The organism is Acinetobacter sp. UBA3106 (assembly GCA_002365595.1).
Taxonomy (GTDB): domain Bacteria; phylum Pseudomonadota; class Gammaproteobacteria; order Pseudomonadales; family Moraxellaceae; genus Acinetobacter.
Genome location: DFAM01000016.1, coordinates 49,168 through 73,476, shown reverse-complemented (window position 1 = coordinate 73,476; position 24,309 = coordinate 49,168). Strand labels below are relative to the sequence as shown.

At 38.6% G+C, this 24,309-nt stretch carries 22 protein-coding genes; 21 read left to right on the top strand and 1 reads right to left on the bottom strand.

Annotated features, from left to right (window positions below; translation table 11 throughout):
• Window positions 1–99 precede the first annotated feature (99 nt).
• From B4C48_RS08305 to B4C48_RS08220, 18 genes are all read left to right on the top strand, one after another.
• Window positions 100–927, top strand: a complete 828-nt coding sequence (locus B4C48_RS08305) for an XAC2610-related protein (RefSeq protein WP_291355427.1) — start codon at window positions 100–102, stop codon at window positions 925–927.
• Window positions 928–1,829: 902 nt separating this feature from the next.
• A complete protein-coding gene (locus B4C48_RS08300) occupies window positions 1,830–2,318 on the top strand; it encodes a hypothetical protein (protein ID WP_291355425.1) in 489 nt (162 codons plus the stop codon).
• 111 nt (window positions 2,319–2,429) lie between these two features.
• Window positions 2,430–3,131 (top strand): fimbrial biogenesis chaperone, encoded by a 702-nt coding sequence (locus B4C48_RS08295; protein ID WP_291355423.1) that lies wholly within the window; start codon window positions 2,430–2,432, stop codon window positions 3,129–3,131.
• Window positions 3,132–3,135: 4 nt separating this feature from the next.
• Window positions 3,136–5,475, top strand: coding sequence for a fimbria/pilus outer membrane usher protein (locus B4C48_RS08290; protein WP_291355421.1), 2,340 nt, complete (start codon window positions 3,136–3,138; stop codon window positions 5,473–5,475).
• A complete protein-coding gene (locus tag B4C48_RS08285; RefSeq protein WP_291355419.1) occupies window positions 5,472–5,882 on the top strand; it encodes a hypothetical protein in 411 nt (136 codons plus the stop codon). Before B4C48_RS08290 ends, B4C48_RS08285 begins: the two co-directional genes overlap by 4 nt.
• Before the next feature lie 504 nt (window positions 5,883–6,386).
• Complete coding sequence (locus B4C48_RS08280) at window positions 6,387–7,670, top strand: glycosyltransferase family 4 protein (protein WP_291355417.1); 1,284 nt, start codon at window positions 6,387–6,389, stop codon at window positions 7,668–7,670.
• A 31-nt stretch (window positions 7,671–7,701) separates the two neighbouring features.
• Entirely contained in the window at window positions 7,702–8,253 is a 552-nt protein-coding gene (locus tag B4C48_RS08275) for a phosphatase PAP2 family protein (protein ID WP_291355415.1), read from the top strand.
• An 89-nt stretch (window positions 8,254–8,342) separates the two neighbouring features.
• Window positions 8,343–8,543 (top strand): Fe-S cluster assembly protein IscX, encoded by a 201-nt coding sequence (iscX, locus tag B4C48_RS08270; protein ID WP_174558460.1) that lies wholly within the window; start codon window positions 8,343–8,345, stop codon window positions 8,541–8,543.
• A gap of 110 nt (window positions 8,544–8,653) precedes the next feature.
• The gene (gene ndk / locus B4C48_RS08265; protein WP_086179247.1) at window positions 8,654–9,085 is read left to right on the top strand and encodes a nucleoside-diphosphate kinase; all 432 of its coding nucleotides are present in this window, start codon (window positions 8,654–8,656) and stop codon (window positions 9,083–9,085) included.
• Between the two features lie 122 nt (window positions 9,086–9,207).
• Window positions 9,208–10,443 carry a 23S rRNA (adenine(2503)-C(2))-methyltransferase RlmN gene (rlmN, locus tag B4C48_RS08260; protein WP_291355408.1) on the top strand — a complete coding sequence of 412 codons (1,236 nt, stop codon included), beginning with the start codon at window positions 9,208–9,210 and terminating at the stop codon, window positions 10,441–10,443.
• A 61-nt stretch (window positions 10,444–10,504) separates the two neighbouring features.
• The gene (gene pilW, locus B4C48_RS08255; RefSeq protein ID WP_291355406.1) at window positions 10,505–11,266 is read left to right on the top strand and encodes a type IV pilus biogenesis/stability protein PilW; all 762 of its coding nucleotides are present in this window, start codon (window positions 10,505–10,507) and stop codon (window positions 11,264–11,266) included.
• A complete protein-coding gene (locus B4C48_RS08250) occupies window positions 11,257–12,048 on the top strand; it encodes a helix-turn-helix domain-containing protein (protein WP_291355405.1) in 792 nt (263 codons plus the stop codon). The genes pilW and B4C48_RS08250 overlap by 10 nt, the downstream gene beginning before the upstream one ends.
• A gap of 24 nt (window positions 12,049–12,072) precedes the next feature.
• Entirely contained in the window at window positions 12,073–13,188 is a 1,116-nt protein-coding gene (gene ispG, locus B4C48_RS08245) for a flavodoxin-dependent (E)-4-hydroxy-3-methylbut-2-enyl-diphosphate synthase (RefSeq protein WP_291355404.1), read from the top strand.
• On the top strand, window positions 13,185–14,480 hold the full coding sequence (gene hisS / locus B4C48_RS08240) for a histidine--tRNA ligase (protein WP_291355402.1): 1,296 nt from the start codon (window positions 13,185–13,187) through the stop codon (window positions 14,478–14,480). The genes ispG and hisS overlap by 4 nt, the downstream gene beginning before the upstream one ends.
• Window positions 14,481–14,509: 29 nt before the next feature.
• Window positions 14,510–15,211 (top strand): YfgM family protein, encoded by a 702-nt coding sequence (locus B4C48_RS08235; RefSeq protein WP_291355400.1) that lies wholly within the window; start codon window positions 14,510–14,512, stop codon window positions 15,209–15,211.
• Window positions 15,211–16,359 carry an outer membrane protein assembly factor BamB gene (bamB, locus tag B4C48_RS08230; RefSeq protein WP_291355398.1) on the top strand — a complete coding sequence of 383 codons (1,149 nt, stop codon included), beginning with the start codon at window positions 15,211–15,213 and terminating at the stop codon, window positions 16,357–16,359. Before B4C48_RS08235 ends, bamB begins: the two co-directional genes overlap by 1 nt.
• Before the next feature lie 162 nt (window positions 16,360–16,521).
• On the top strand, window positions 16,522–17,931 hold the full coding sequence (gene der / locus B4C48_RS08225) for a ribosome biogenesis GTPase Der (protein WP_291355397.1): 1,410 nt from the start codon (window positions 16,522–16,524) through the stop codon (window positions 17,929–17,931).
• Between the two features lie 92 nt (window positions 17,932–18,023).
• Window positions 18,024–18,665, top strand: a complete 642-nt coding sequence (locus B4C48_RS08220) for a 4'-phosphopantetheinyl transferase family protein (RefSeq protein WP_291355396.1) — start codon at window positions 18,024–18,026, stop codon at window positions 18,663–18,665.
• A 75-nt stretch (window positions 18,666–18,740) separates the two neighbouring features.
• Here the strand turns inward: B4C48_RS08220 and B4C48_RS08215 are convergent, their stop codons facing one another.
• Window positions 18,741–19,169, bottom strand: a complete 429-nt coding sequence (locus B4C48_RS08215; protein ID WP_291355394.1) for a hypothetical protein — start codon at window positions 19,167–19,169, stop codon at window positions 18,741–18,743.
• 700 nt (window positions 19,170–19,869) lie between these two features.
• Between B4C48_RS08215 and B4C48_RS08210 the strand changes: the two genes are divergently transcribed.
• From B4C48_RS08210 to B4C48_RS08200, 3 genes are read left to right on the top strand one after another with little or no spacing between them, the layout of a single operon-like run.
• Window positions 19,870–21,378 carry a hypothetical protein gene (locus B4C48_RS08210; protein WP_291355393.1) on the top strand — a complete coding sequence of 503 codons (1,509 nt, stop codon included), beginning with the start codon at window positions 19,870–19,872 and terminating at the stop codon, window positions 21,376–21,378.
• Window positions 21,369–23,429 (top strand): hypothetical protein, encoded by a 2,061-nt coding sequence (locus B4C48_RS08205; protein WP_291355391.1) that lies wholly within the window; start codon window positions 21,369–21,371, stop codon window positions 23,427–23,429. Before B4C48_RS08210 ends, B4C48_RS08205 begins: the two co-directional genes overlap by 10 nt.
• Before the next feature lie 12 nt (window positions 23,430–23,441).
• Window positions 23,442–24,134 (top strand): hypothetical protein, encoded by a 693-nt coding sequence (locus tag B4C48_RS08200; RefSeq protein WP_291355389.1) that lies wholly within the window; start codon window positions 23,442–23,444, stop codon window positions 24,132–24,134.
• Window positions 24,135–24,309: the final 175 nt, after the last annotated feature.

Below are 24,309 nucleotides of genomic sequence, written 5' to 3'. Positions count from 1 at the left end.
ATTAATAATTCGCAACAAAACACTGGGATTGCAGATAGATTAGATTCAATTTTAACTGTGATAGAGTAGACATAATTTATTGCTAAGTGTGGCTGAGTAATGAAAATTCAAATCCTGCTATGTCTTACCACTTTATCTTTTTCAAGTTTAAATTTTGCTGAAACTATTCCAGCAACAACGACTGCCAATTTCAAAACTTTCACAAATGTTCGTGTTTCTATGCAACGCATGTTGCGTTCAGATGATGGGCGCTATTTTCTTGATTTATATGCCGGTATCTCGAATCCACACGGCACACTTCATGATTTGACTAATCAAAAAACAATTGCCTTTAAGGGATCGCAAAAGGGTGATCAGCTTAGTCTTAAATCGGTGAGTGTAAAGGCAGAGGTAATAACAGATGAGCAATATCAATTAAATGGAAATTTAAATCCAAATACAGGAGAAATGTCAGCAGTTTTCATTGCACAAAAGAATAATGAAAATATTCCAATTCAATTCAGGCCAGCATTTATAACAGGAGAAAGACCGCTATTCATCTTTAAATTTTATGGTGTAGAAAATGCCCAGCAACCTTATGGAAAATCTTTAAAACAAGTAGAAGTATGGGATAAAACCCGCAATAAGATGATTCAAAGTCTCACAGGATTTACCGCCTATCCTAAGAGTATTGGTTATATGGATGTTAATTTTGATGGCTACGAAGACATTGTTCTATCAGATACGTCAAATGAACGAAAAATTGAAGATAAGCGTTTTATTTACTGGATATATAATCCTAAAATTAATCAATTTCAGCGTTCACCACAATTGGAAAATATTACTGGATTTCCAGCTATTCATGGGGAAAAACAACAAATTGATTTTGGGTATGGTCAGGTGTATCAAGTGAAAGAAGGTTTATTAACCCGATTGGAAATTAATTAAAAAAAGATGATAGAAGTATATTTTTAAAGGTATAGATAAAATATTTAGTGATACTATGCGGCTAAATTATACAGTTATTTTTAAAAAATTATAAATGAAAGAATTAATTTTAAATTAATTATAATTTAAAGATGAAAATTTTTAATTAAATGAATATTCGTTTTATAAATATTCATATGAATAATAATATTTAGTAAAATGAACTTAAATTGAGGTTAACAGTAAAAAATTACTTACTGAATTAAAGTAAGTACGATAGATTACGTTTGATAAAATCTTGGTATTAAATAAAAACAATTCTAAAAAATATTTTTCTCTCTTCTTATTTTTAATAAAAATAATTTATATAAGTTTAATTGTATATTAAATTATTGTTTTTTCAATTAATTTATATTTTTTTATGGTTTCTAATTAATTTTTTTCATCTACGAAAATTTATGATATAGGAAAAATAAAGTAAAAAAATCGACAAATTCACGTATTTCTTTAATAATAAGCTTTAATTTACAATTTTTTGTAAATTATGCAACTTTATTTTATGCTTATGTAAACTAAAGTACAGTTGAAAAAAATAATAAAATTATAGGTTTATATTTTATTTATGCTTTTTAAATATTATATTGTTATTTTTTTTGAAATAATTAGAAATATTTTTAAATTGTATTATTTTATTTTTTGGCTTAAGTTTTTATAAATACAGAATAATTTTATAGAATGACTAAGTAAATAAATTAAAGACCAGTATATTGTGAATAATAACATTTATGCATTTATTTAAATTAAATATAATAAGATAGGTCAACGGTTACCTAACCTTACTCATAATAATAAGTGTTACAGTGTAATCGTTAAAATAACTACATATGCATATTCTTTTATTAAAAAAAGAAATGGAGAAAGCTATGAATAAAACAATACAAGTAGCATTAGCAGCATTAGCCTTTGGTGTATGTGCAACAAGCGTGTATGCAGGAGATGAAGATCGTGGAGGTGGACCACATAAACCAGGAAAATCCGGTTGTGGTAATGATTGTAAAGGAAAAATTGATATTGTATTGGAAGTACCAAAACATTGCGATCTTGATATTGAGGATTCAACTTTAGTACTTACAGAACAAAATCGTTACACTGATTCCACAACTTTTGGTGTGCGTACAAATGCTGATTATAGTTTAGCTATTACCCCGCCTGGAACATTGGCAAATGGTACCCGAACTGTACCAGTAGATGTGGTAACTAGCCGAGGTAGAGCTGAATATACCAGCGGTTCTACTGTAAGTTGGGATGGGCGAGAGCATACTTATAGTGTAAGAGCTCAAGCTCGCAACATCGGTATCGGGACATATGCAGGTACTTATCGCGGAACTTATGGTGTAGAAATCAAATTCTAGATTGTAAGTATTCTCTATTTTAAAAAATATCATATAGGAGATGCATTTCAGTATCTCCTATTTTTAGCCTTTAAAACAAAAAAATAATTTTTATATTTGGGGTAAATAAAGATGAAAAAAATAATAGGTTTTTTCGGATTACTTTTGTTGAGTTTTTCAGTGTCGGCAGGAATAAAATTTAACCCTATACAATTATATATTCAAGATTCTAATCGGCAAAGAAGTACGACTGTAAGTGTCGAAAGTACCGGATTAAAAAAATCAAGAATATTTGAAATTTCCGCATTAAAATGGAAGCAAAATCAGAAAGGTGAAGATATTTTAGAAGAAGATAAAACACTTTTATTTAACCCTAAAACTTTTGAATTGAAACCTGAAAGTAAACAGATTGTACGTGTTGGTTTTAGTCAGCCCTTATCAAATATAGATCAAGAACAAACCTGGCGTATCATTTTTAAAGAAGTAACCCCCATTGAAGAAGATAGTTCTTCTATTAATTTTTTATTTAATTTTTCATTGCCATTATTTGCTGGTAAGCAAGTTAATCCGAGATTAGATCTAAAATTAGAAAAACATGAGAATCAAGCTTATTTAAATATTGATAATTTAGCTAAATCACATATAAAAATTGTTGAAATTCTTGTAACAGATAATAGAAATAAAGAAATTTTGAAAAAAAAATTAGCTCAATATGTATTAGGAGGGAATAGAATCAAACTCGAGCTTGGAGAAATTACAAATAATAATGAGTTAAAAATTAGAATTAAAACAGATAAGGATGAGAAGTATTTGGAATACTCTGTGAAAGGATAGTGCTATGAAGGCCACTAAAATTCTTACAATGCTAATTTGTAGTATGGGTTTTACATATGTAAAAGCGGATATTAATCAAAAGGTAAATCCACAACAAGAAATGGATATGGTCATTGTAAATATTTGGATCAATGGCCTTGATTATAAAACGGAAGCATTAACTTTTTCGAGAGATGCGAAAAAATTCATTGAATGTCAGGCATTAAAAAATGTAGGAGTACGGATTGAGAAGTTGAGTAGAGATTCAATTAAAAAAGATTTTTGTTTATTGAGTATGCCTGAAGTGAAATTTGAAGATGATCAGGCTTTACAAGCAATAAAATTACATTTTCCCCCCGATTATTTTGAAGATACTCAGTATGGTTTAGATTCTACTACACCTCCAGAGAAGGCAAATTTTGGTGGTTTTTTGAATTATAGTCTTTTTTATAGTAAAGATGATTATGAACAGGATTTTAATACTTTTTCTGAATTAGGAATATTTAAAGATTATTGGTTATTAAAAAACTCTCTTTTATATAGAAATAATCCTAATGAAATAGAAAAGAAATTGCTTCGAGTAAGCAGTAGCTTTGATATTGAATTTCCTGAAAAATTTTTAATATTAACTTTAGGAGACACAACCAGTAATTACAATAGCCTAAATAATTCATTCCGGTTTGGAGGGATAAGTATTGGAACAAATTATACAGATCGTCCAGATTTTATTTATTGGAATGCACCTACCTTAAGTGGGAGTGCTGCTCTGCCTTCTACAGTTGATTTATATTTGAATGGTGTTCAATTATATAAAAACTCTGTAACTCCAGGTAATTACTCATTGCCTACGGGTGCGCTTATTAACCAAGCGGGGAATGCTCAAATTGTTGTGGAAGATATTTTGGGGAATAGAACGGTTCAGAATTTTCCTATCTATATCCATAATCAACTACTAAAACCTAAATTAAATGAATATAATTTTTCTTTAGGAAAATTAAGATATAACTATGATCAGGTTGATGATGATTACCGAGATTTTTTCTCAAAGTTCTATTTTAGACGCGGAATTACCTCATCCACCACTCTAGGAACAGATATTTTATATAGTGAAGAGGCAAGCAATGTCAGTTTATTATGGACTCAAGCATTAAGTAAATATGTACTTTTAGATACTTCTCTGGCAGGAAGTGATGCTGAAAATGAGCAGGGCTATGGAGCTTCTCTATCTCTTAGTCGAGATTTTCTAAATTGGTCATTTGGGATTAATAGTCGTTTTTTTTCTGAAGAATACAAATATATTGCTGATGAGGAATATAATTCTAATATTAAAACTTCCAATCTTATCTATTTTAATTTTTATAATATGAAATATATAGATGGACTTAATATAAGTTATATTGATCAGACAAATTATTCTTCCAATAATATTAACTACTTAGATCGAAAAGTTTTTGATATTAGGGTAAGGAAAATTTTAACTAAAAATCTATATTCAACTCTCGGTTTTTCCAGAAATTTTGGTGATGAAGAAGACTATGGGTTTAACATTGCATTTACTTATAATTGGGCGGAAAAAGGACAAATTAATTTAACCCATGATACTGAAAATGATGAAACTCGACTAAATTTTAGTAAAACCTCTATTACCCAAAATGGATTTGACTATGTAGTCGGTGTTAACCGAATAGAAGATGAAATAAATTACAATGCTTATGGTTTATGGAAAACTGATATAGGTAATTTGCGAGTTTCTCATGATGAATATGAAGATAATCGTGTTTCACAGGCAATGTTTGAGGGTTCGGTAGTTTGGTTGGGTAATAAAGCTGCATTAACTAAATATGCAGATAATGCTTTTGCTCTTGTTAAAGTGAATAATCATCCAGATTTAGATATTTATAGGTCCTCATCTTTGGTCGGTAGTACCAATGATAAAGGTTATATGTTTGTACATAATATTATTCCTTATATAAATTATGATATTTCTTTTGATCATAATCAGTTAGCTATGGAAGAAACTTTTCCATATTCTTCTAAAAAGTTAGTTGGACTAGATCAACGTGGTTATAAAATTGACTTTCCAATTAATAAAACAAAACGCATTGCTATCAATGTTAAAGATATCAATGGAAATAACTTGTCAGCAGGATCAGAGGTTCTGATAGAGGGCGTTTCAAATGAGCCATATTTTGTTGATAGTGACGGAGTGGTCTACCTATATTTATTAAAACCTGGTCATTATAAACTTCAGATAAAAACCCAGAATAACGGACAATGTCAGGCCCAAATTGTCGTGAATGAAGGTCAATTCCAAAATTCCGAAAATCAGGTTTTGCAGTCCGTATGTAAAGAGGTGATGAAATGAAAAAAATAATTTTAATATGGATTGGTACATTGATCAGTAGTGGAGTTGCTGCTCAGCAATGTTCAATTGATGGATTTACTAGTGCTGAGATGCGTTTGACAAGTTATCAGCGTAGTCAGTCTGCTACTTCTTTTAATATTTCATGTGATAGTGGCTATTCAATTTTATTTAATAGCCAAAATTTAATAACGCCAAACGGAGTAAGCTTTGTTTCAAATGGTCCTTATAAATTACGTACACGGTTGAATTTAACTGGTACGAATGAAAATTTATGGGGGGTGCAGCTTAATCAAGGTGCAGCACAAAGACAAAAATATATCATATCGGTAAGACTTGAAGATAATCCCTTAAATGGGGTTCCTGCAGGAACTTATCGAGATAGAATTTCAGTTGAAATTTCATTTTAGTATCAATTTGTTTTTAAACGGACTTCTTAAGTGTCTAATATTATTTAATAATAGATGTATTAAAATTTAAGAAGTTCGGACGGTTCAAGTTTTGTTTCAAATGGAAGCTATCGCTTGAAAACCCGAATGAGTATTTTAAGTCCTGTGAGAAATCAATGGAATGTTCTTCGGTTTCAATCAGGAAATTCAAAAGATAGTAAATATGTTATTGCAGTACGACTAGAAGAGCAGCCTTCCATACGTACCCCCGTGGGTATTTATAGTGATGTCATCTTTGTAAATCTATTGTTTTAGTTATATTGCTCTACTGAATAACCTCCTTGAGTTCAAAGATGAAAATAAAAATAATCTTTAAAAATGAAATGAATTAGAAATGAATTAGAAGTGAATGGTTTATAGGGTAGTTCTATGGTTATACCAAATTCAATAAACGGTCATCTAAAAATCATCAAACTGAAAGAAACCACATCTAAATTGAATTAAAAATAATGATCATGGTGTGGTATGACAAATGTGAATGCAACCAGCCTGCTAAAACAACAAGATTTTCCAGAAAGTTTTCAATTTTATTTAAAAAAAGATAAGCAAGGCAACATTTGTGATGAAGTAGCTGTACTCCAGGACTTAATTCGTCCACGACTCAAAATTGCGATTGTGACCGAAACCTGGTCTCCGGAAATTAATGGTGTAGCACTGTCTTTACTGCAACTCTGTAAGGGCTTACAAAAGCAAGGTCATAAAATTTTATTGATTAGACCGGAGCAAAAGCTGGTTTGTGATGAATTCCTGCCAAATCAGGAATGTCTGGTTAAAGCCCAAGCTATTCCTCAATATCCAAGCTTGCAATTTGGCTGGCCACAATTTTTAAAAGTCTCTCAAGCATTGGATCAGTTTGCCCCGAATGTGGTGCATATTGTGACCGAAGGGCCATTAGGACTCAGTGTGTTGCAAGCGGCTAAAAGTAAAAGTATTCCTGTTTCAAGCGGTTTCCATTCACCTTTTCAGGAATTTAGTCGCTATTTCGATTTAGCCTTTTTAATTAAGCCTATTCAGCGCTATTTACGTTGGTTTCATAACAATACACAACTCACCTGTATTCCCTGTAAAGATACAGAATATATTTTAAGAGAATTTGGTATTTGCTGTCCTTTGCTGGTGGTCGGACGTGGTGTAGATGTGAGCCGGTTTTCTCCGCAATATTATTCGGATGTTTTACGTCAACAGTGGAAAGTGACCTCCAGCACCAAGGTTATGTTGTATGTAGGACGACTCTCTCCTGAAAAGGAAATCGATGTTTTGATCAAAGCCTATTTCTCAATGAAGAAAAATACCCAGCAGGATATTAAGCTGGTTATTGTAGGTGATGGGCCGGAACGGAATCGTTTGGAAATGTTATGCCAAGATGGAGAGGTTGTTTTTACAGGAAATTTATCAGGTTTGAAGCTTGCTCAAGCCTATGCAAGTGCAAATGTTTTTGTGTTTGCCAGTCAAGTAGAAACGTTTGGAAATGTGGTACTTGAAGCTATGGCGAGTGGCTTGCCAATCATTGCCTATAATTATGCCTGTGCGCATTTGCATGTTAAAAACGGCGAGACTGGCTGGTTAAGTGCTTTAGGAGATACCACAGGTTTTATTCAGTCAATTTATAGCTTGCCGAATAATCAGCGATTGAAACATATGGGGCTTCAGGCTCGAGAAGCTGTGCAGCATATAGGTTGGCAATATCCCGTACAGCAGTTTGAACACGCATTGTATGGGGTAGCATTGGAGAAGGAAATGACATCCTGAATTTTAAGCAGAAGCTTAAAGGAGCATCATCATGAATTTTAAAAAAGCAAAAATAACGATGTTGGATCTCGATTTAAAAGGCTGTTTATATCTGAACCACCTTTCACAGTCACAAGCTGTGGCCTACTTTTTCAAAATAATTAGCCGTTTTGGCAATGGTTTGTTTTGGCTGATTATGTTGGTCAGTTTGTGGGTTTTGGAAGGCGCATTATATATAGTGCAGTTATTGTATTTGCTGATAAGCGGACTTGTAGGCACGGCTATTTATAAAATATTAAAAGATAAAACTGTACGTCCACGACCTTATCAAGTACATCAGGTCATTCGGTTGCAGGAACCGCCGCTGGATCATTTTAGTTTTCCTTCTGGACACACTTTGCATGCCGTTATGGCAAGTACGGTATTGGGTTATATTCAACCCATATTACTGGTTCTAATGTTGCCGTTTACCATTTTGGTGGCAATATCGCGAATGGTTTTAGGGCTGCATTATCCCAGTGACGTGCTGGTAGGGGCATTAATCGGTGTGGTGGTAGCTTGTGGAATTATTGTGAGCGCGCCATTTTTTAATATCATGTTATAAAAATCAGGGTAGATGAATCAGGAAATTCATGCGTTTTTTATAAAATTTGCTAAAGTAGCGCAACTGATTTGAAAATATTAGGAATAGTCATGGGTTTACGCTGGACAGATACCATTGATATCGCGATTGAGCTTTCTGAAGCGCATCCAGATGTGGATCCGCAATGGATTCGTTTTACCGATTTACATACGTGGGTATGTGCTTTACCTGACTTTAGTGATGATCCCAACAAATCGACTGAAGGTTTGCTGGAAGGGATTCAAATGGCCTGGATTGACGAAGTCCGTTAATCGTTACATCGAAAAAAGCAATTTTTTTACATATCAAAAGCAGAAAAAAGCCCATTATTCGGTATAATGCGGCAAATTTTCATGTCAACAATTGACTTAAGGAGCCTATCATGGCTATCGAACGTACTTTATCTATCGTTAAACCAGACGCAGTTGCTAAAAACCACATCGGTGACATCTTTGCTCGTTTTGAGAAAGCTGGTCTTAAAATTGTTGCAACTAAAATGAAACACTTGACTCAAGCTGAAGCTGAAGGCTTCTACGCTGAGCATAAAGAACGTGGTTTCTTTGGTGATCTAGTTGCATTCATGACTTCTGGTCCAGTTGTTGTTTCAGTTCTTGAAGGCGAAAATGCAGTTCTTGCTCACCGTGACATTCTTGGCGCGACTAACCCTAAAGAAGCTGCTCCTGGTACAATCCGTGCAGATTTCGCTGTAAGCATCGACGAAAACGCTGCTCACGGTTCTGACTCTGTAGCATCTGCTGATCGTGAAGTTAACTACTTCTTCGCTCAAACTGAGATTGCTCCACGTACTCGTTAATTCGCAGTATTCAAGCCAGATAAGTGTTATTATACTTATCTGGTTTTTTTATTCTCTGAATAATTCTTTGCTCATATATTGAGCTTCTCCTTTTATCTTTAGACATAGTTTAGGTAATACACATGAGTACTGAAGTAGTCGCTACATCAGCTGTTACTGATGCACAGCAACAATCTCCATCCGCTCCGACACAGCAAAATGCTGTCGAGAAAGTGAACTTACTGGGTATGTCACGTCCGCAAATGGAAAAATTCTTCGAAGATATGGGGGAGAAGAAGTTCCGTGCCGGTCAGGTGATGAAATGGATTCACCAGTTCTTCGTGACTGACTTTGCTGAAATGACCAATATTTCCGGCAAACTGCGCGAAAAGTTGGAAAAGATTTGTGAAATTAAAGCGCCCGAAGTGGTGCATAAAAACTATTCTAAAGACGGTACCCGTAAATGGGTCTTCCGTGTTGGCGATGGCGAAGGTTCCCTCGTCGAAACTGTGCTGATTCCGGCAGAACATCGTAGTGGCTTGCGCCGTACCTTGTGTATTTCTTCACAAGTCGGCTGTGCGCTGGATTGTTCATTCTGTTCAACCGGTAAACAGGGTTTCCAGCGTGACTTAACCCAGGCAGAAATTATTGGTCAGCTGTGGATGGCAAACTATTCCTATATGGAAGATGTGCCTGTGCTTGAGCGTGAGCGTTCCGTAACCAACGTAGTGATGATGGGGATGGGTGAACCACTCCTCAACTATGACGCTGTACTGAATTCTATGCGTACCATGCTGGATGATTTTGCTTATGGTATGTCAAAACGCCGTGTGACTTTATCGACCTCAGGTGTGGTGCCGAAAATCGATCAAATGGTCAAAGATATTGACGTGGCGCTGGCTATTTCATTACATGCACCCAATGATGAGCTGCGTAATGAATTGGTTCCAATCAATAAAAAGTATCCATTAGAGCAACTGATTGCTGCTTGTCAGCGTTACATTGCCAAAGACGGTAATGAAAGTTCGCGTAAGCATGTAACCATTGAATATGTAATGCTGGATGGCGTGAATGACCATCCTGAACATGCACAGCAAATGATTAAATTGCTCAAGAACCTTCCAAGCAAGATTAATTTGATTCCTTTTAATCCGTTCCCGCATGCGCCATATGGTCGTTCAAGCCGTAACCGGATTATTTCTTTCCAAAAAACTTTGTCTGATGCCGGTTTTGTGTGTACGATTCGTCAGACGCGTGGTGATGATATTGACGCCGCGTGTGGGCAGTTAGTCGGACAAGTTGCTGACCGTACCCGTCGTGCGGAACAGTGGAAAAAGAAAGTGGCGCAGCAAAATGAGATTCTGCGCACTCAGGGATAATAAAAGGGGATGTCAATTGAGAAAGCCCACATATAAATTAGCTTTTATTACAACAATTTGTATGTCCGCTATTTTTGTTGTCGGGTGCCAAGCACCGGCAACAATAGGGAAGAAAGATCCTGAAAAAGCAGTGAAAGTTCGTACTCAATTGGCGGCAGAATATATTAAGTCTGGTGACCTGGATTCAGCAAAACGTACTCTGGATCAGGCGCTTGAAGTAGATTCACGTGATTCAACTGCAAATATGATGATGGGGGTCTTACTGCAACAAGAGGGCAGTAAGATCAGTATGGATAAAGCAGATTCATATTTTAAGCGTGCTATTTCTGCGGACCCGAAAAATGCACAGGCACGTAACAACTACGGTACTTATTTATATCAAGTTGAGCGTTATAATGACGCGCTTGAACAGCTCAATGTCGCAGGAACAACATTGGGCTATGAGCAACGTTATAGAGCATTGGAAAATGCAGGGCGGATTTATTTAAAGCAAGGTGATATGGTGAATGCTGAAAAAACATTCAAACAGGCGCTGCAAGTAAATCGTGACTCTTATGTTTCAATGTTAGAGTTGTCAGAAATTTTTTATCTCAAACAGCAGACCGCTGCCGCCACACAATTGTATGAACAGTTTGTGCGTAGTGTCGGTCAAAAGAATCAAGGTGCGCGTGCGCTTTGGATTGGTATCCGAATTGCGCGGGCAAATAGTGACTCAATGGGAACGCAGGTGCTTGTGAATCAATTGCGTGCACTTTTCCCTGAAAGTCCAGAATACCAACGTTATCTGCAATTACAGCACAGTACTGAGGCCGTATGGAAGTAAATCCTAATTCACCGCAATCGAATGGTTCAAGCGTAGTACCCACTGCATTAGGAAATGTTCAGCGTCCAGGCGAGTACTTACGTCAAATTCGAATTGCACAAAAGCGTGAATTAAATGAAGTGGTCAAAGATTTAAACATTCCTGTAAAAACTTTGACTGCTTTAGAGCAAGATGATTATAAGGCTTTGCCTGAAGCAACTTTTATTAAGGGATATTATCGCACCTATGCGAAGTATCTGAAGGTAGATGCAAGTTCTATTATTCAACGTTTTGATGAGATTTATCAAAATGATACTGGATTATTGCCGAATCATGCCTTAAACAATTCCCCGATTAAAATCATGGGCAGGCTGCCAGGTTCTAATAGCGACCGCAATAAAAAATGGTTAAAACGTATTGTGGTGACTTTGCTGGTATTGGTTGCAGTCGCGGTTGCAGTTATGGCAATACAAAACTGGTCATCTAGCAACAATAATGACAGCCAAGAAGTCGCTCCTGCTGAATCTGATGTTCAGGTGTTAAATCTGGATAATTCGACTGTGGTTTCCGGGGATCAGCTCGAGCTGGAATTTAGTCATCCAACTTCTGTGCATATTGTAGATTCAACCGGTAAAGTACTGGCAACAGGCCGTCAGGCATCGACATTGAAATTGAATGGTGAAACGCCTTTCCAAATTCGTCTGGATGATACATCAGCAGTTACTTTAACCTTAAATAATGAAAAGATTGCATTGTCACCTTATACCGTGAATGGAAAAGCAGATTTCCGTTTGTCGCGTTAATGGGCCAAGAATAGAGCGATATTAATGATTGAAAATCCGATTAAGCGCCGTCCCACTCGTAAAATTCGTGTCGGTTCTGTGTATGTGGGTGGTGATGCGCCAATTAGCATCCAAAGTATGACCAATACTGAAACCTGTGACGTGGCTGCAACTGTAGCCCAGATTCAGCGTTGTGCAGATGCCGGTGCCGATATCATGCGTGTTTCTGTACCCTCAATGGAAGCGGCAGCCGCGTTTGGTGAAATTCGCAAACAGGTCAATGTACCTTTGGTCGCCGACATCCATTTTGACTATAAAATCGCTTTGGCCGTTGCTGACCTGGGCGCAGACTGTTTGCGTATTAACCCGGGCAATATCGGCTCGGAAGCGAAAATTCGTGAAGTGGTGGCTGCGGCAAAACATCACGATATTTCCATGCGTATTGGCGTGAATGCCGGTTCACTGGAAAAAGACATTCAGAAAAAATATGGTGAACCTACAGGTCAGGCACTGCTTGAATCTGCCATGCGTCATATTGATATTTTAGACCGTTTAAATTTCCACGAATTTAAAGTATCGGTAAAAGCATCGAATGTGTTCCTGACCATGGATGCTTATCGTTTGTTATCTCAACAAATTGATAATCCATTACATTTGGGTGTGACCGAAGCGGGGATCTACCGTACCGGTTCGGTGAAATCAGCAATTGCACTGGGCGGTTTGTTGATGGAAGGCATTGGCGATACTATGCGTATTTCGCTGGCGGCTGAACCTGAAGAAGAAGTGAAAATTGGTTTTGATATTTTAAAATCACTCGGTCTGCGCTCAAACGGGATTAACTTCATTGCCTGCCCAAGCTGTTCACGTCAGGAATTTAACGTGATTAAAGTGATGCAAGCACTGGAAGAACGTCTGGAAGATGTTCGTACTCCAATGGATGTGTCTGTGATCGGGTGTAAAGTGAATGGGCCGGGTGAAGCCAAAGAAGCCGATATTGGCGTAGTAGGTGCAAGTCCGCGTTCACTGGTGTATCGTAATGGTGAGAAAAGCCATTTAATCGATACCAATCAATTGGTTGATGAAATCGAATCTATGGTTCGTCAACGTGTTCAAGAGCTTGAAGAAGCTAAATCTAAAGAGATCATTCGTAGTTCATCATGAGTTCAATTGTCGCAATTAAAGGTTTTAACGATATTCTCCCTACGCAAACTGCAGCGTGGAGACGTCTTGAGCAGCATTTAGCATCATTAATGGATGCTTATGGTTATCAGCAAATCCGCTTGCCGATTGTTGAACAAACAAACTTGTTCAAACGCTCTATTGGTGATGCGACGGATATTGTTGAAAAAGAAATGTACACCTTCCTGGATAAGGGTAATCCTCCAGAGTCGTTAACGCTGCGTCCTGAAGGGACCGCAGGTTGCGTACGTGCCATGCTTGAACATAATTTACTGCGTGGTGCTACGCCGCGCGTGTGGTATGTCGGACCAATGTTCCGTTATGAAAAACCACAAAAAGGCCGTTACCGTCAGTTCCATCAGTTTGGTGTAGAAACGTTTGGTGTGGCAACGCCAGACCAGGATGCTGAATTGATTCTGATGACTGCACGTTTGTGGAAACGCATGGGTGTAGCAGACAAAGTTCAACTTGAACTGAATACCTTGGGTGAGTCGGATGAACGTGCGGCTTACCGTGCGGCACTGGTTGAATTCCTGGAATCTCACAAAACCGATTTAGATGAAGATTCTCAGCGCCGTTTAACCACAAATCCACTGCGTATTTTAGATTCGAAAGATGCTAAGACTCAGTCGATCCTTGAAAATGCACCAAAACTTCACGACTTTATGGGTGAAGAAACTTTGGCGCACTTCAATCAATTACAGCAATATCTGACTGATGCTGGCGTAAACTTTGTGATTAACCAGAAACTGGTACGCGGTCTGGACTACTACAACAAAACCGTATTTGAATGGACCACAACGCATTTGGGTTCACAAGGCACCGTGTGTGCCGGTGGCCGTTATGATGGCCTGGTCGGTCAGTTGAAAGGCAAGGCTGATCAATCGGTACCAGCTGTTGGTTTTGCCATGGGTATGGAGCGTTTATTGCTGCTCCTTGAACAGGTAGAAGACAATACGCCAGTACGTGACTGTGAAACCTTTCTGGTTTCAGACCCTGCAACTCAAGGTCAAGCCTTGGTTCTTGCAGAACAGATCCGTGACCAGCTTGAAGCAGCTAATAGTACCATCCGTGTGAAAACCGGTTCACAAGGTTCAATGAAGAGCCAAATGAAAAAAGCCGATCAGGCAGGTGCTGTTTATGCTTTAATCTTTGGTCAGCGTGAGGCGGAAGCGCAGCACATTTTAGTCAAAGAGTTGGCAACAGCAGAACAGACTGAAATTGCAGTGGCTGAATTTGTGCCATTTATCATTGAAAAATTTTCTTCAAAATAAGCCGAATAACATAAGGAAAAGGTAATCCCATGAACGCATTGAGTGATGAAGAACAACTTGATAATTTAAAATCTTTCGCTAAGAAGTATGGTTCTGCCATGATCAGCGGAATTTTAATTGCGTTGATTGCCTTTTTCGGATGGGAATATTGGCAGAAAAAGAACTTGGCTGAATCACAAATGGAAACAGCCAAGGTTCAACAGTTGATGGACGATGCAAAAAGTGCAGCAGGCGATGCCAATGCATTTAATGCTTTATCTGCAACTGCGGACAAAATTGTTAAAGAAGCTCCAGATTCTGTTCAGGCCATTCAAACGCAATTGCTATTGGCAAAACTGGCTTATGATAAAGCCGATTATGCCCATGCAGAACGTGCCTTGAAAAAAGTTGCAAATTCTAAACTGGATGATGCCGGTCTGGTGCAAGTGGTTAAACTTCGTTTGGCCTATGCTCAACTGGCACAAAAGAAATATGACGATGCAATTAAGACATTGGCTGCAGTAACGGATCCTGCTTTCAAGGCAACTGCTGATGAAGCACGTGGTGACGTCTATGTGGCTAAAAATGATATCGAAAATGCTAAAAAATCGTACAAGAGCGCATGGGATGCGTTACTTGAACGTAAACAAGAACGTCAAATTTTACAAATTAAACTCGAAAGTGTCGGCGTTTTAGTTGATGATCCTGATGTTGAACGCCCAATTTTAGAAACACAAGTGGATGAGTCGTGATGGATAGAAAATACAAAATACCGTTTGCACTAACAATTTTAACATTTGCACTTGCTGGTTGTTCAACCAATAAAACCAAGGTGGAAGAGGTCAAGCCGAATCCATTACCTAAATTGGTGCAAGCAAAAAATCTTGTTCCTGTATTTTCTCAAAGTGTTTCTTCGACCAGTAAAGCAGACCCGTTGCGTCTACGTTTAGATGCAGATAACGGCGTAGTTTTTGCGGTTGATCCCAATGGTGAAGTGGCTGCTTATCAAGGTAAGCAACGCATATGGAAGCAAAAAGTTTCTAAGCAGGGTTTAAGCTCGGGTATAGAAGCTGGCGAAGGTGTGGTGATTGTTGGCAATAAAAAGGGCCAACTGTTTGCTCTGGATCAGGCGACTGGTGAGCAAAAATGGACTGCGCAGTTGTCGGGTGCCATTTTATCGGCATCACTTATTCAATCTGGTCGTGTGATTACCATTACCAATGATGACACCGTGTATGCACATGATCTTGCCACAGGCCAGCAAGTCTGGACCTATAATCTGCCGAATGTACAGTTCAGCTTGCGTGGTGTAGCTACACCGGTTGCGCTCGATCCGCGTACCGTTCTGATTGCTTCATCAAATGCCTATATTTATGCACTGGATATTATTAGCGGTGTGCCCCGTATGCAGCGTCGTGTAGCAGTCAGCGAAGGACGTTCGGATATTCAGCGCCTGAATGATCTGGATGGCGATCCTGTAGTTGCTGGGCAATTTCTGGTAACAACCAGCTACCAGGGACAGGTAACGGTGATGGATCTGGCGAGCCAACAAGTGGTGTGGAGCGAAGATGCCAGCAGTATCCAGCGTCCTGAAGTCTTTAATAATACCGTCTATGTCGCTCAAGCCGATGGTAAAATCACGGCTTATGCACTGACTACCGGCCAACAATTATGGCAAAATGACAGCTTGCTAAATCGCCAGCTCAGTAATCCGGTAATCTTGGGCCAGGATCTGGTGGTGGGTGATCTGGATGGCGTATTGCATTTAATTGACCCGGCAACAGGCCAGTTGATTGGTCGCTCAAAGACCAGTGGTGAAGTACGTACCCTGCGTGTGATTGATAATCAACTTTATGTGGCGACCCGTAAGGGCGCCTTAAGCATCTGGCAGAACCGTTAAAATTTTTTTCAGCCTTATGTTAAACTAAGCTAACCGTATTTTTTTACACGGGGGATTGAGCATTCAATGCCCCGTGTTTTATTTATTTTGGCTATTATTTCTTCTATTGTTTCTGCTTGTTCAGACCAGACCTACTGGCTGATCTTGAATAAAGGTTAATTTATGAAACCCGTAATTGCGCTCATTGGTCGTCCGAACGTCGGAAAATCAACGTTGTTTAACCAGATCACCAAGAGCCGTGATGCGCTTGTTGCTGACTTTGCCGGTCTGACCCGTGATCGTAAGTATGGCGATGCGACTTATCAAAATAAATCATTCATTGTCGTTGATACTGGTGGTATTGGCGAATCTGAAGGTGGTATTGACTCATACATGGCAGAGCAATCTAAAACTGCCATTAATGAAGCGGATATCATTATCTTTGTGGTAGATGCACGTGCAGGCTTACTTGCTTCTGATGAGCAAATTGCACGCGAATTACGTACATTGGGTAAAAAAGTTTATCTTGTTGCTAACAAGGTTGATGGCGTACATGCTGAAGCGGCATTGGTAGAATTCTTTAAATTGGGTATGGGTGAACCTCTTCAAGTGGCTGCGAGTCATGGTCGTGGTGTTCAACAAATGCTTGAAGAGGTTCTGCATGATGTACCTGAAGATGTAGATTCTGAACAACGCGATGAAGATACAGGTCTTCGTTTAGCGATTATTGGTCGCCCGAATGTGGGTAAATCGACATTGGTCAATCGCCTGTTGGGTGAAGACCGGGTAGTGGCATTTGACCAACCGGGTACAACCCGTGATTCGATCTACATTCCATTCGAGCGTGAAGGTCGTAAATATACGCTCATTGATACTGCTGGTGTGCGTCGTAAAGGTAAAGTGGATGAAATGATCGAGAAATTCTCGATTGTGAAAACATTACAAGCGATTAAAGATGCCAACGTGATTGTTGTGGTTGTAGATGCGCGTGAAGGGATTGTTGAGCAAGACTTACATCTGATTGGTTATGCATTAGAAGCTGGTCGTGCCATGGTAATTGCGGTCAATAAATGGGATAACATGACCGAATATGATCGTAAGCAATGTAAACTTGATGTCGAGCGTCGTTTTGATTTTATTCCATGGGCGAAAGTACATCTCATTTCTGCTTTGCATGGTACGGGTGTGGGTGAGCTTTATCCATCTATTCATCGTGCTTATGACTCGTCGCGTTTAAAAGTTTCACCTGCAAAAATCACGCAAATTTTGAACGATGCAACAGAAGCACATCAACCTGGTATGGTACAAGGTCGTCGTATCAAGATGCGTTATGCGCATATTGGTGGTCAAAATCCACCAACGATTGTTATTCATGGTAACAAGGTGGATAAAACCCCGGCAGACTACCGTCGTTATTTAGAAAACGTATTCCGTAAAGTGTACAAACTTGAAGGTACGCCAGTAAGAATCGAGTTTAAAACGTCAGAAAACCCGTTTGAAGGGCGTAAGTCACAAATTGATGAACGCACGGCAGCACGTAAGCGTCGTTACGTACAGAAGTTCAAAAAAGCTGAAAAGAAATTTAAACGTTAATTTTCAAATATAGTGTTTCATTAAAAGCCCAAAGTGATCTTTGGGCTTTTTTCTTTTAAAATATGTTTCTATTTTTTCAAAGGTGATTTTTAGTGAGCAGACTGATACGGGTGAATGTCAATGCACTAGCACAGATTGTTCATGTGGATCACACACTCGATCGCAAGAGCAAAATTCAGTTGCAGAAACAGCAAATCCATCACTTTCGCAATCAATTGCTTTCCGAACAATTACACACCGCCATTCAGCATGAGCAATTGGCAAAGACTGAATACGGTAAACCCTATTTGATTCATTTCCCTGAATTTTATTTTAATCATAGCCATAGTCAAAAAAATTATGCTTTAGCCACTAGTACAAATATGCCAGATATCGGGGTCGATATTGAAGATCTGGATCGGCAGGTCAGATTTACAGCACTGGCAAAGCATGCATTTCATCCGCATGAGTTAAAGTCCTGGAATGAATTGGAACAGGATCCAGGTTACTGGTTCAAAGTCTGGACCACCAAGGAAGCAGTATTGAAAGCTGCCGGGCTGGGGGTGCGTTTAAACTTAAGCGAGTTGGATACACGGGTACATCCCGTACATGATGGCGGACTGTGTAGTCATCCTTTAATTGGTACCTTTGCTTATCAAAATTTTCATTTAGGCCCTGTCATGCTCACAGTTGCCTGGCGTTCAGAGGCATCCTGTAAAGGTTTTGCTTTTCCTGAAATAAAAATATTTTTGTGATCTTAAAATATGTTTTTCTTATAATTTCACTGATAGGTAGTGATCAATCAGCGAGTAGGTAAAAAGATACAGCAATTACTGAACACCATCTTCATTCTGATCTACCTCAATCCGGTATAATTTTGTTCCATTGTAGGCGTAGACTAAACGTCCTGCATCCTTATAGTAAGTTTCAATACGGAACTGATCTTTAGAAAAAGCACCTGCCACCGGAATCCAGGCTTTCGCTGTTTGATAACTTCTCTGGTCGGTTGAAGCCCCGACTAAATCTTCTACCTGATTTTTAGACATGCCAATTTTTAACTGGGAAAATTTAGAATTTTGATAATCTCCAACAATTTCACCGGTATAACTGCCATCAATCGAAACCTCTTTGGTGGGCTTAACATTAGGCGCTGAATTTATCGAGTTGTTTTGAGCAGTATTTTTATTGGATGAATAAGGCATACTAGAACATGCCATTAAATTTAAACTGCTGATTAAAATAACAAGAGAATTTTTCATTATTATCACCTTATTATTAAATTCATCTTAAATGAAGAATGTAGATAATTTTAGTTAAAATAGCGCAGCGCCAATAGTTGTTTTTTTTTAGTAAAGTTTTACCAATTGTTATTGCGGACTAGCGCTTCATTATTTGGGTCAAATCCTTGCAGCTTTAAGTTGTTTCTTAAGCCCATAAAAGAACACGGTAGCTATTTTTCTATACGCTATCTGTTACATTTCTTTTGCCAAATCTTTTCTCACTACAAGGGCTAAATTCTGCTTAGATTTTGCTGGATGAACCTTGAGTTTTTTTAGATTATGCATTGATCGGTAGGAAAGGGATCAGGTCTTTCATTTGGAATTGCTAAGTCGGGGGGAGATCATTTAGACGATAATATTTTCAATGATCATTCTTTAATACCTCACTTTTTGCATGTTAAGTAAAAGTTATTGAAATTTACTTAAACATCTATGAAAAATTAATTGTAAAAATATATGGATAAGTTTTTTCTAGAGGAGGAATTTATCGTGAATTTAATTTTTAAACCCTGCTGAGTAATTAAATAACATATAAAAATCAATAAAAAATAAAATTATGTGATGGAGTTAATATTAAAATTTGTTTATTATTTGTTTGCTTTTTGTAGATTTAAAAATCACGTTAAAAATCTAATAAATAAAGTGTTGGTGTGACTAAAAACTTTAATGAAGAGGGTAAATGATGAAAAAAACCATATTGACACTTTTATGCTTGGGCGCCGTTCAAGTTGGGAATGCAGAAATCATTAAAGTGAATGGGGAAGGCACTGCACCTATTATCAAAAAAGATCCAAATGGCACACGTAACCAAGCATTCAATAATGCAAAAACAGACGCCGTCATTGCCCTTATTAAGCGTATTAATGGTCCTCAAGCCATGAATGAAGCGAGTCCATATTTAAATGACATCGTAAAACAAATTGACAGCAGTTATGTGTTCAACCGAGGCAGTAATACCAATGCTAACAATGAATTAGTCACTCAAGTTAGTCTGGAAATGGATGATCAAGAATTTCGTTCAATTCTTAATGATTTAGGCTTGGCAAAGAAAAATAGTCGAACCAGCCCGATTATGATCGTGATGGATGAATATTTCGGTGTTCCCAAAGATAACTCTAAACCTGTTAAAGAATTTACCTCTTATTTTTCCGATCGTAGTTATAGCTATGATGAAGATGCCAGTTATAAGGCAAGTGAAAGTGCCAAATCCAGTGCTTCAGACTCTTATTCATCTAAAGGCCGTTCATCTGCTGCATCAGGCTATGCCTATGGTAATTATTATGGGGCTGGCGCAGGCGTTTCTGCACGTTCAGCAAGTCACAACAACTCAGGTAAATCTGCATCTTCAAGCAGTTATAATGCCAGTGAGTCGGCAAATTATAGTCAATCTGAACGCCAGAATGATATTCAAAGTTTTGTGAAGTATGTGGAATATCAAACACCCAGTACCAAAGCTGAACGCGATAACCAAACTTTAAATGCGATAGCAGGTTCCGCATCGCGTTACGATTTACGTTTACTTGATTCAGACCGCTTTAAAAGTCAGTATTTGAATGGTCGCAGTATGACTATCCAACAATTAATGAGTGATACTGAACTCAATAAACTGGTGATTGCAGCGCGTAAAGAAAAAGCTGACTGGTTTATGGCGGGCAGCTCTTATATTTATGATCGTGGTCGCTCGAATGCAACAGGTCAATTTGTTTGTGATGGGGCGATCAGTTTTAAAATTTATTCAGTCGATGATTCGACTTTAATGGGCGGTGAAACCCGCACCGAATCATCAACGGGTGCAACCACAGATTCTTGCCGAACCAATGTAGCCAAAAAACTCGGTGAATTAGCGATTAGCCAAGTCGGGCCACAGATTTTAGGTTATGCAAAAAACCGTTCGATGTACGGTAAAGAAATCACCATTTTTGTGAAGAGTGTTTCTGGTAACGTTTCTTCACGTCTAGGTGATGACCTTTATATTGCCTTAGATGAAATGGATGGCGCAGAAAATATTGATATTCGTACTCAGGATGGCAAATTGGTTGAAATGACCATGACCTATAAGAGTGAAAAACCAATAAGCGCAGAATTGGCTAAAGCTTTGCGCAAGGTCAATCCAACACTGTCCAGTGCTGAACGCTTACAAGCAGGGAACACCATTACCCTGTGCATTGGTGGTACACAATGCAAATAAAATTGAAAGCCTTATGCTTGGCTATGCCAATGCTCTTTTCGGCATGGGCGAATGCGGATATCCAGATTTATCCCTCGAAAGGGATTTTTGGCCTGGAGCAAGGTTGCCGTACCGACCCGAATAACTATGAAGCCAATGGTACATCAATAGTCTGTGACTTTAGCCAGGCCATTGATAATGATGTGATTCGTAAGCAAGCAGAACAACTGTTTGTGCAGGGATTAAAGCAAAGTCTGGGCGAACAAATTGTCGACAGCATTTCGCAAAAGACCAAGCACCGTACCTATGTCGCATCCTTGGACGTATTACGAGCCAGTGAATATATCGTTAAAAAAGATTCAACTACAGAAATTTTCCTACCTGTTACCTTAAGTCTAAAGCTAACCAATGTGTTGTCGGGTGAAGTGATTTATAGCGACAGTGCAACCTTGTCTCAACCGATTCAAGTCTTAAGTTCTGATATTCAATCAGCTGCAACAAAAGCAGCCATTAAGCAAAAATTTCAAAGTACCTTGTTGAGCTTGACGCAGCAACTCACTCAAGACTTGAAAACCAAGCTCCAGGTGACTGAAATTGATACGCAGGTGATTGACCAATGGAAATCCTATCTGGTGCTGGATAAAGGATTTAAGCAGGGGATTGCCATACAGGATGAACTCAGTTCTGCTGAAGGTGACCTGATTCGTGTGGTACATGCAGACAGCGATTATGCTGTTGCCATACCGGTGATGATGCAGGGCAATAGCAAGCGCTTTAGCAAAGTATCGACCAATACACGTCAGGCCATGAACAAGCCTAAAGCCTTGGTGGTGGATGTATTGACCTATCAAGCTGAGTCCAAAGATTTGATTGAACAGATTTTTTCGGATGCGATCGGTGAGCAGGCAGCTTTTACCCTGACACCAGTCAACCACCGTTATAGTGCGATGGCACAAAGTATCAGTGAGCAGACGGCTTTGGCGCAAAGTGCCGATATTAATCAGCGCGAGCTGCCAGAATTCTTTATTCGGATTAATGTCATTCCTGTGATTGCCTATCAGCAGCGGATTGGCAAAATGACCCAACAGCAGATCTTTCATAGTGAAGTTTTTGCCGAAATGATTGATCGTTCCGGTCGGGTGATTTATTCAGCCCATGCAACAGATGAAATTAAAGACGTGATTTCTGAAGGAATGGGTTTTTCTTTGGAAGCTCGTAAAGAAGTGGTGCTGAAAAATGCGCTGTTGAAACTGGGTCAACAATTTCAGAAGGGTATTCAATTCACCCGCTCTGATTTAAAGGTTTCGGGTTCAAGCGGGCAAAGCATCACGATTGATGATGCTGGCGAGCGCTTAAGTAGTGGCATGAAAGTACATGTTTATCATTCAGATAAAGCAGCAGGACGCAATATCCTGATTCCCACATGGGAAGCGACCATATTAGAACGTCAAGGTAGGAAAGTCACCGCGCAACTCGACTTCCCGGTCAGCAGCAATGATCGTTTGCCGGTGCGTTCTGGCGACAGTATTTTGCTGGAAAGTTCTGCACCCGTCGGTGATTCCAAGCAGGCACGGGTTTTATGTCCGGGTTTACATACCGAACAAGTGGGTGAAATTCCATTTTACGGTTTTGGTCCATTGCTTTATAGCGCTTTTACCAGCCAGTCGAAGCGACCGTTTTATGCCACTGGTGCAGGTTTTAAAGGGCAAACCTTATTAAAAGACGCTGTTGTTCGTATGACTGAAAATGCCGGTTTTAAAAAGAATATGGATGTGAATTTCTTTCTTCCAAAAGATGAATGTTTACAGCCTGTCTTTAAGATCGAGGTGAAAGAAAGCTCGGTGAAATGTAATAGTGATCAATCCAGTTGTGATGCGACATTAGTCATGACGAGTGGTGCGCGCAGATTCAACCAGAATGCTGAAAAAATCGGCGCATATGGTTTGCAGCAGGAAATTCAACTCAAAGGCATTGTTCATCAGCATCGTCATGAAATGTATAACATTCAGATGTTTGATGCTTTGCCAAAAATTTTAAATCAAATCGTGCAAAAAGCCGATTCTTCACAATAAGGGTAATAGGGTATGAAAAAATTTTCGATTGTTTTAGCCATCAGTGCATCAATGGGGGCATCAAGTGTTTATGCCGGTTTTGGTTCACTGAGTAGCCTGGCTTCGACACTTACTGAATCGGCTACCGGGGTATCTTCGTCAAATATGGATCTGAATGGTTTCTTTACGCAAGCCAAAGCCGCGAATGCGATGTTTCTTCAGAGTCGTACTGCTTTAGCTTCATTGCTTGCAAGCAAAAAGGATTCGGATGAATTAAAAGCAAAACAGAAAAGCCTGAAAACCACTTCTGATCTGAAAGAAAAAGAAGCCATTCAAAAAGAAATTGTGGCGATGTCTAATGCTGTTTTAGAAGCTTCTCAAAAGGATGAGGCAGCAACAGTCGCAAAACTTGCATCATTGAATGCAGACCAAAAGAAACACTTGTTGGATTCTGCAACAAACTTTGTAATTGCAAGTTTAACCGCTCGTGAATTGGCGGTAGGGGCAAAACAGGTGAGTACCAGTTTGATTACAAATCCAGCCAGCTTGACCAATACTGGAATGTCATTGGTTGATGCTAAAAATGTAGTGGGTGATATTACCGGTATTGCAAAAAATTCAACCTTGGCTTTGGTAGAATATCCTAAGCTGTTTAAAAAAGCCGGTATTGAATTTAAGCTGCCAACCAGCTCAGCAGAAAAACCAAGAGTACTTAATGATATTTAAAATATTGATTTAAATGAATATTTTAAATCCATTAAACTCTAGACCGTTCATTAAATATATTTAACACTAAAGGAGAGCCTGATCATCAGGCTCTTTTGCTGGTATTTTATTTATTCTCTCCCTATTTTTGTGTGTAGGCGATAGCTCATTAACAGCAAGTCGCGTAATTCCACGC

What these genes read in the sequence shown, in the direction of transcription:
- B4C48_RS08200 (WP_291355389.1), top strand. Translation starts at nt 23,442, where the DNA reads ATGAAAAAATTTTCGATTGTTTTAGCCATCAGTGCATCAATGGGGGCA.
- B4C48_RS08275 (WP_291355415.1), top strand. Translation starts at nt 7,702, where the DNA reads ATGAATTTTAAAAAAGCAAAAATAACGATGTTGGATCTCGATTTAAAA.
- B4C48_RS08250 (WP_291355405.1), top strand. Translation starts at nt 11,257, where the DNA reads ATGGAAGTAAATCCTAATTCACCGCAATCGAATGGTTCAAGCGTAGTA.
- B4C48_RS08210 (WP_291355393.1), top strand. Translation starts at nt 19,870, where the DNA reads ATGATGAAAAAAACCATATTGACACTTTTATGCTTGGGCGCCGTTCAA.
- B4C48_RS08205 (WP_291355391.1), top strand. Translation starts at nt 21,369, where the DNA reads ATGCAAATAAAATTGAAAGCCTTATGCTTGGCTATGCCAATGCTCTTT.
- iscX (WP_174558460.1), top strand. Translation starts at nt 8,343, where the DNA reads ATGGGTTTACGCTGGACAGATACCATTGATATCGCGATTGAGCTTTCT.
- hisS (WP_291355402.1), top strand. Translation starts at nt 13,185, where the DNA reads ATGAGTTCAATTGTCGCAATTAAAGGTTTTAACGATATTCTCCCTACG.
- B4C48_RS08300 (WP_291355425.1), top strand. Translation starts at nt 1,830, where the DNA reads ATGAATAAAACAATACAAGTAGCATTAGCAGCATTAGCCTTTGGTGTA.
- rlmN (WP_291355408.1), top strand. Translation starts at nt 9,208, where the DNA reads ATGAGTACTGAAGTAGTCGCTACATCAGCTGTTACTGATGCACAGCAA.
- B4C48_RS08285 (WP_291355419.1), top strand. Translation starts at nt 5,472, where the DNA reads ATGAAAAAAATAATTTTAATATGGATTGGTACATTGATCAGTAGTGGA.
- B4C48_RS08235 (WP_291355400.1), top strand. Translation starts at nt 14,510, where the DNA reads ATGAACGCATTGAGTGATGAAGAACAACTTGATAATTTAAAATCTTTC.
- B4C48_RS08280 (WP_291355417.1), top strand. Translation starts at nt 6,387, where the DNA reads ATGACAAATGTGAATGCAACCAGCCTGCTAAAACAACAAGATTTTCCA.
- der (WP_291355397.1), top strand. Translation starts at nt 16,522, where the DNA reads ATGAAACCCGTAATTGCGCTCATTGGTCGTCCGAACGTCGGAAAATCA.
- bamB (WP_291355398.1), top strand. Translation starts at nt 15,211, where the DNA reads ATGGATAGAAAATACAAAATACCGTTTGCACTAACAATTTTAACATTT.
- B4C48_RS08290 (WP_291355421.1), top strand. Translation starts at nt 3,136, where the DNA reads ATGAAGGCCACTAAAATTCTTACAATGCTAATTTGTAGTATGGGTTTT.
- pilW (WP_291355406.1), top strand. Translation starts at nt 10,505, where the DNA reads ATGTCCGCTATTTTTGTTGTCGGGTGCCAAGCACCGGCAACAATAGGG.
- B4C48_RS08215 (WP_291355394.1), bottom strand. Translation starts at nt 19,169, where the DNA reads ATGAAAAATTCTCTTGTTATTTTAATCAGCAGTTTAAATTTAATGGCA.
- B4C48_RS08305 (WP_291355427.1), top strand. Translation starts at nt 100, where the DNA reads ATGAAAATTCAAATCCTGCTATGTCTTACCACTTTATCTTTTTCAAGT.
- B4C48_RS08295 (WP_291355423.1), top strand. Translation starts at nt 2,430, where the DNA reads ATGAAAAAAATAATAGGTTTTTTCGGATTACTTTTGTTGAGTTTTTCA.
- ispG (WP_291355404.1), top strand. Translation starts at nt 12,073, where the DNA reads ATGATTGAAAATCCGATTAAGCGCCGTCCCACTCGTAAAATTCGTGTC.
- ndk (WP_086179247.1), top strand. Translation starts at nt 8,654, where the DNA reads ATGGCTATCGAACGTACTTTATCTATCGTTAAACCAGACGCAGTTGCT.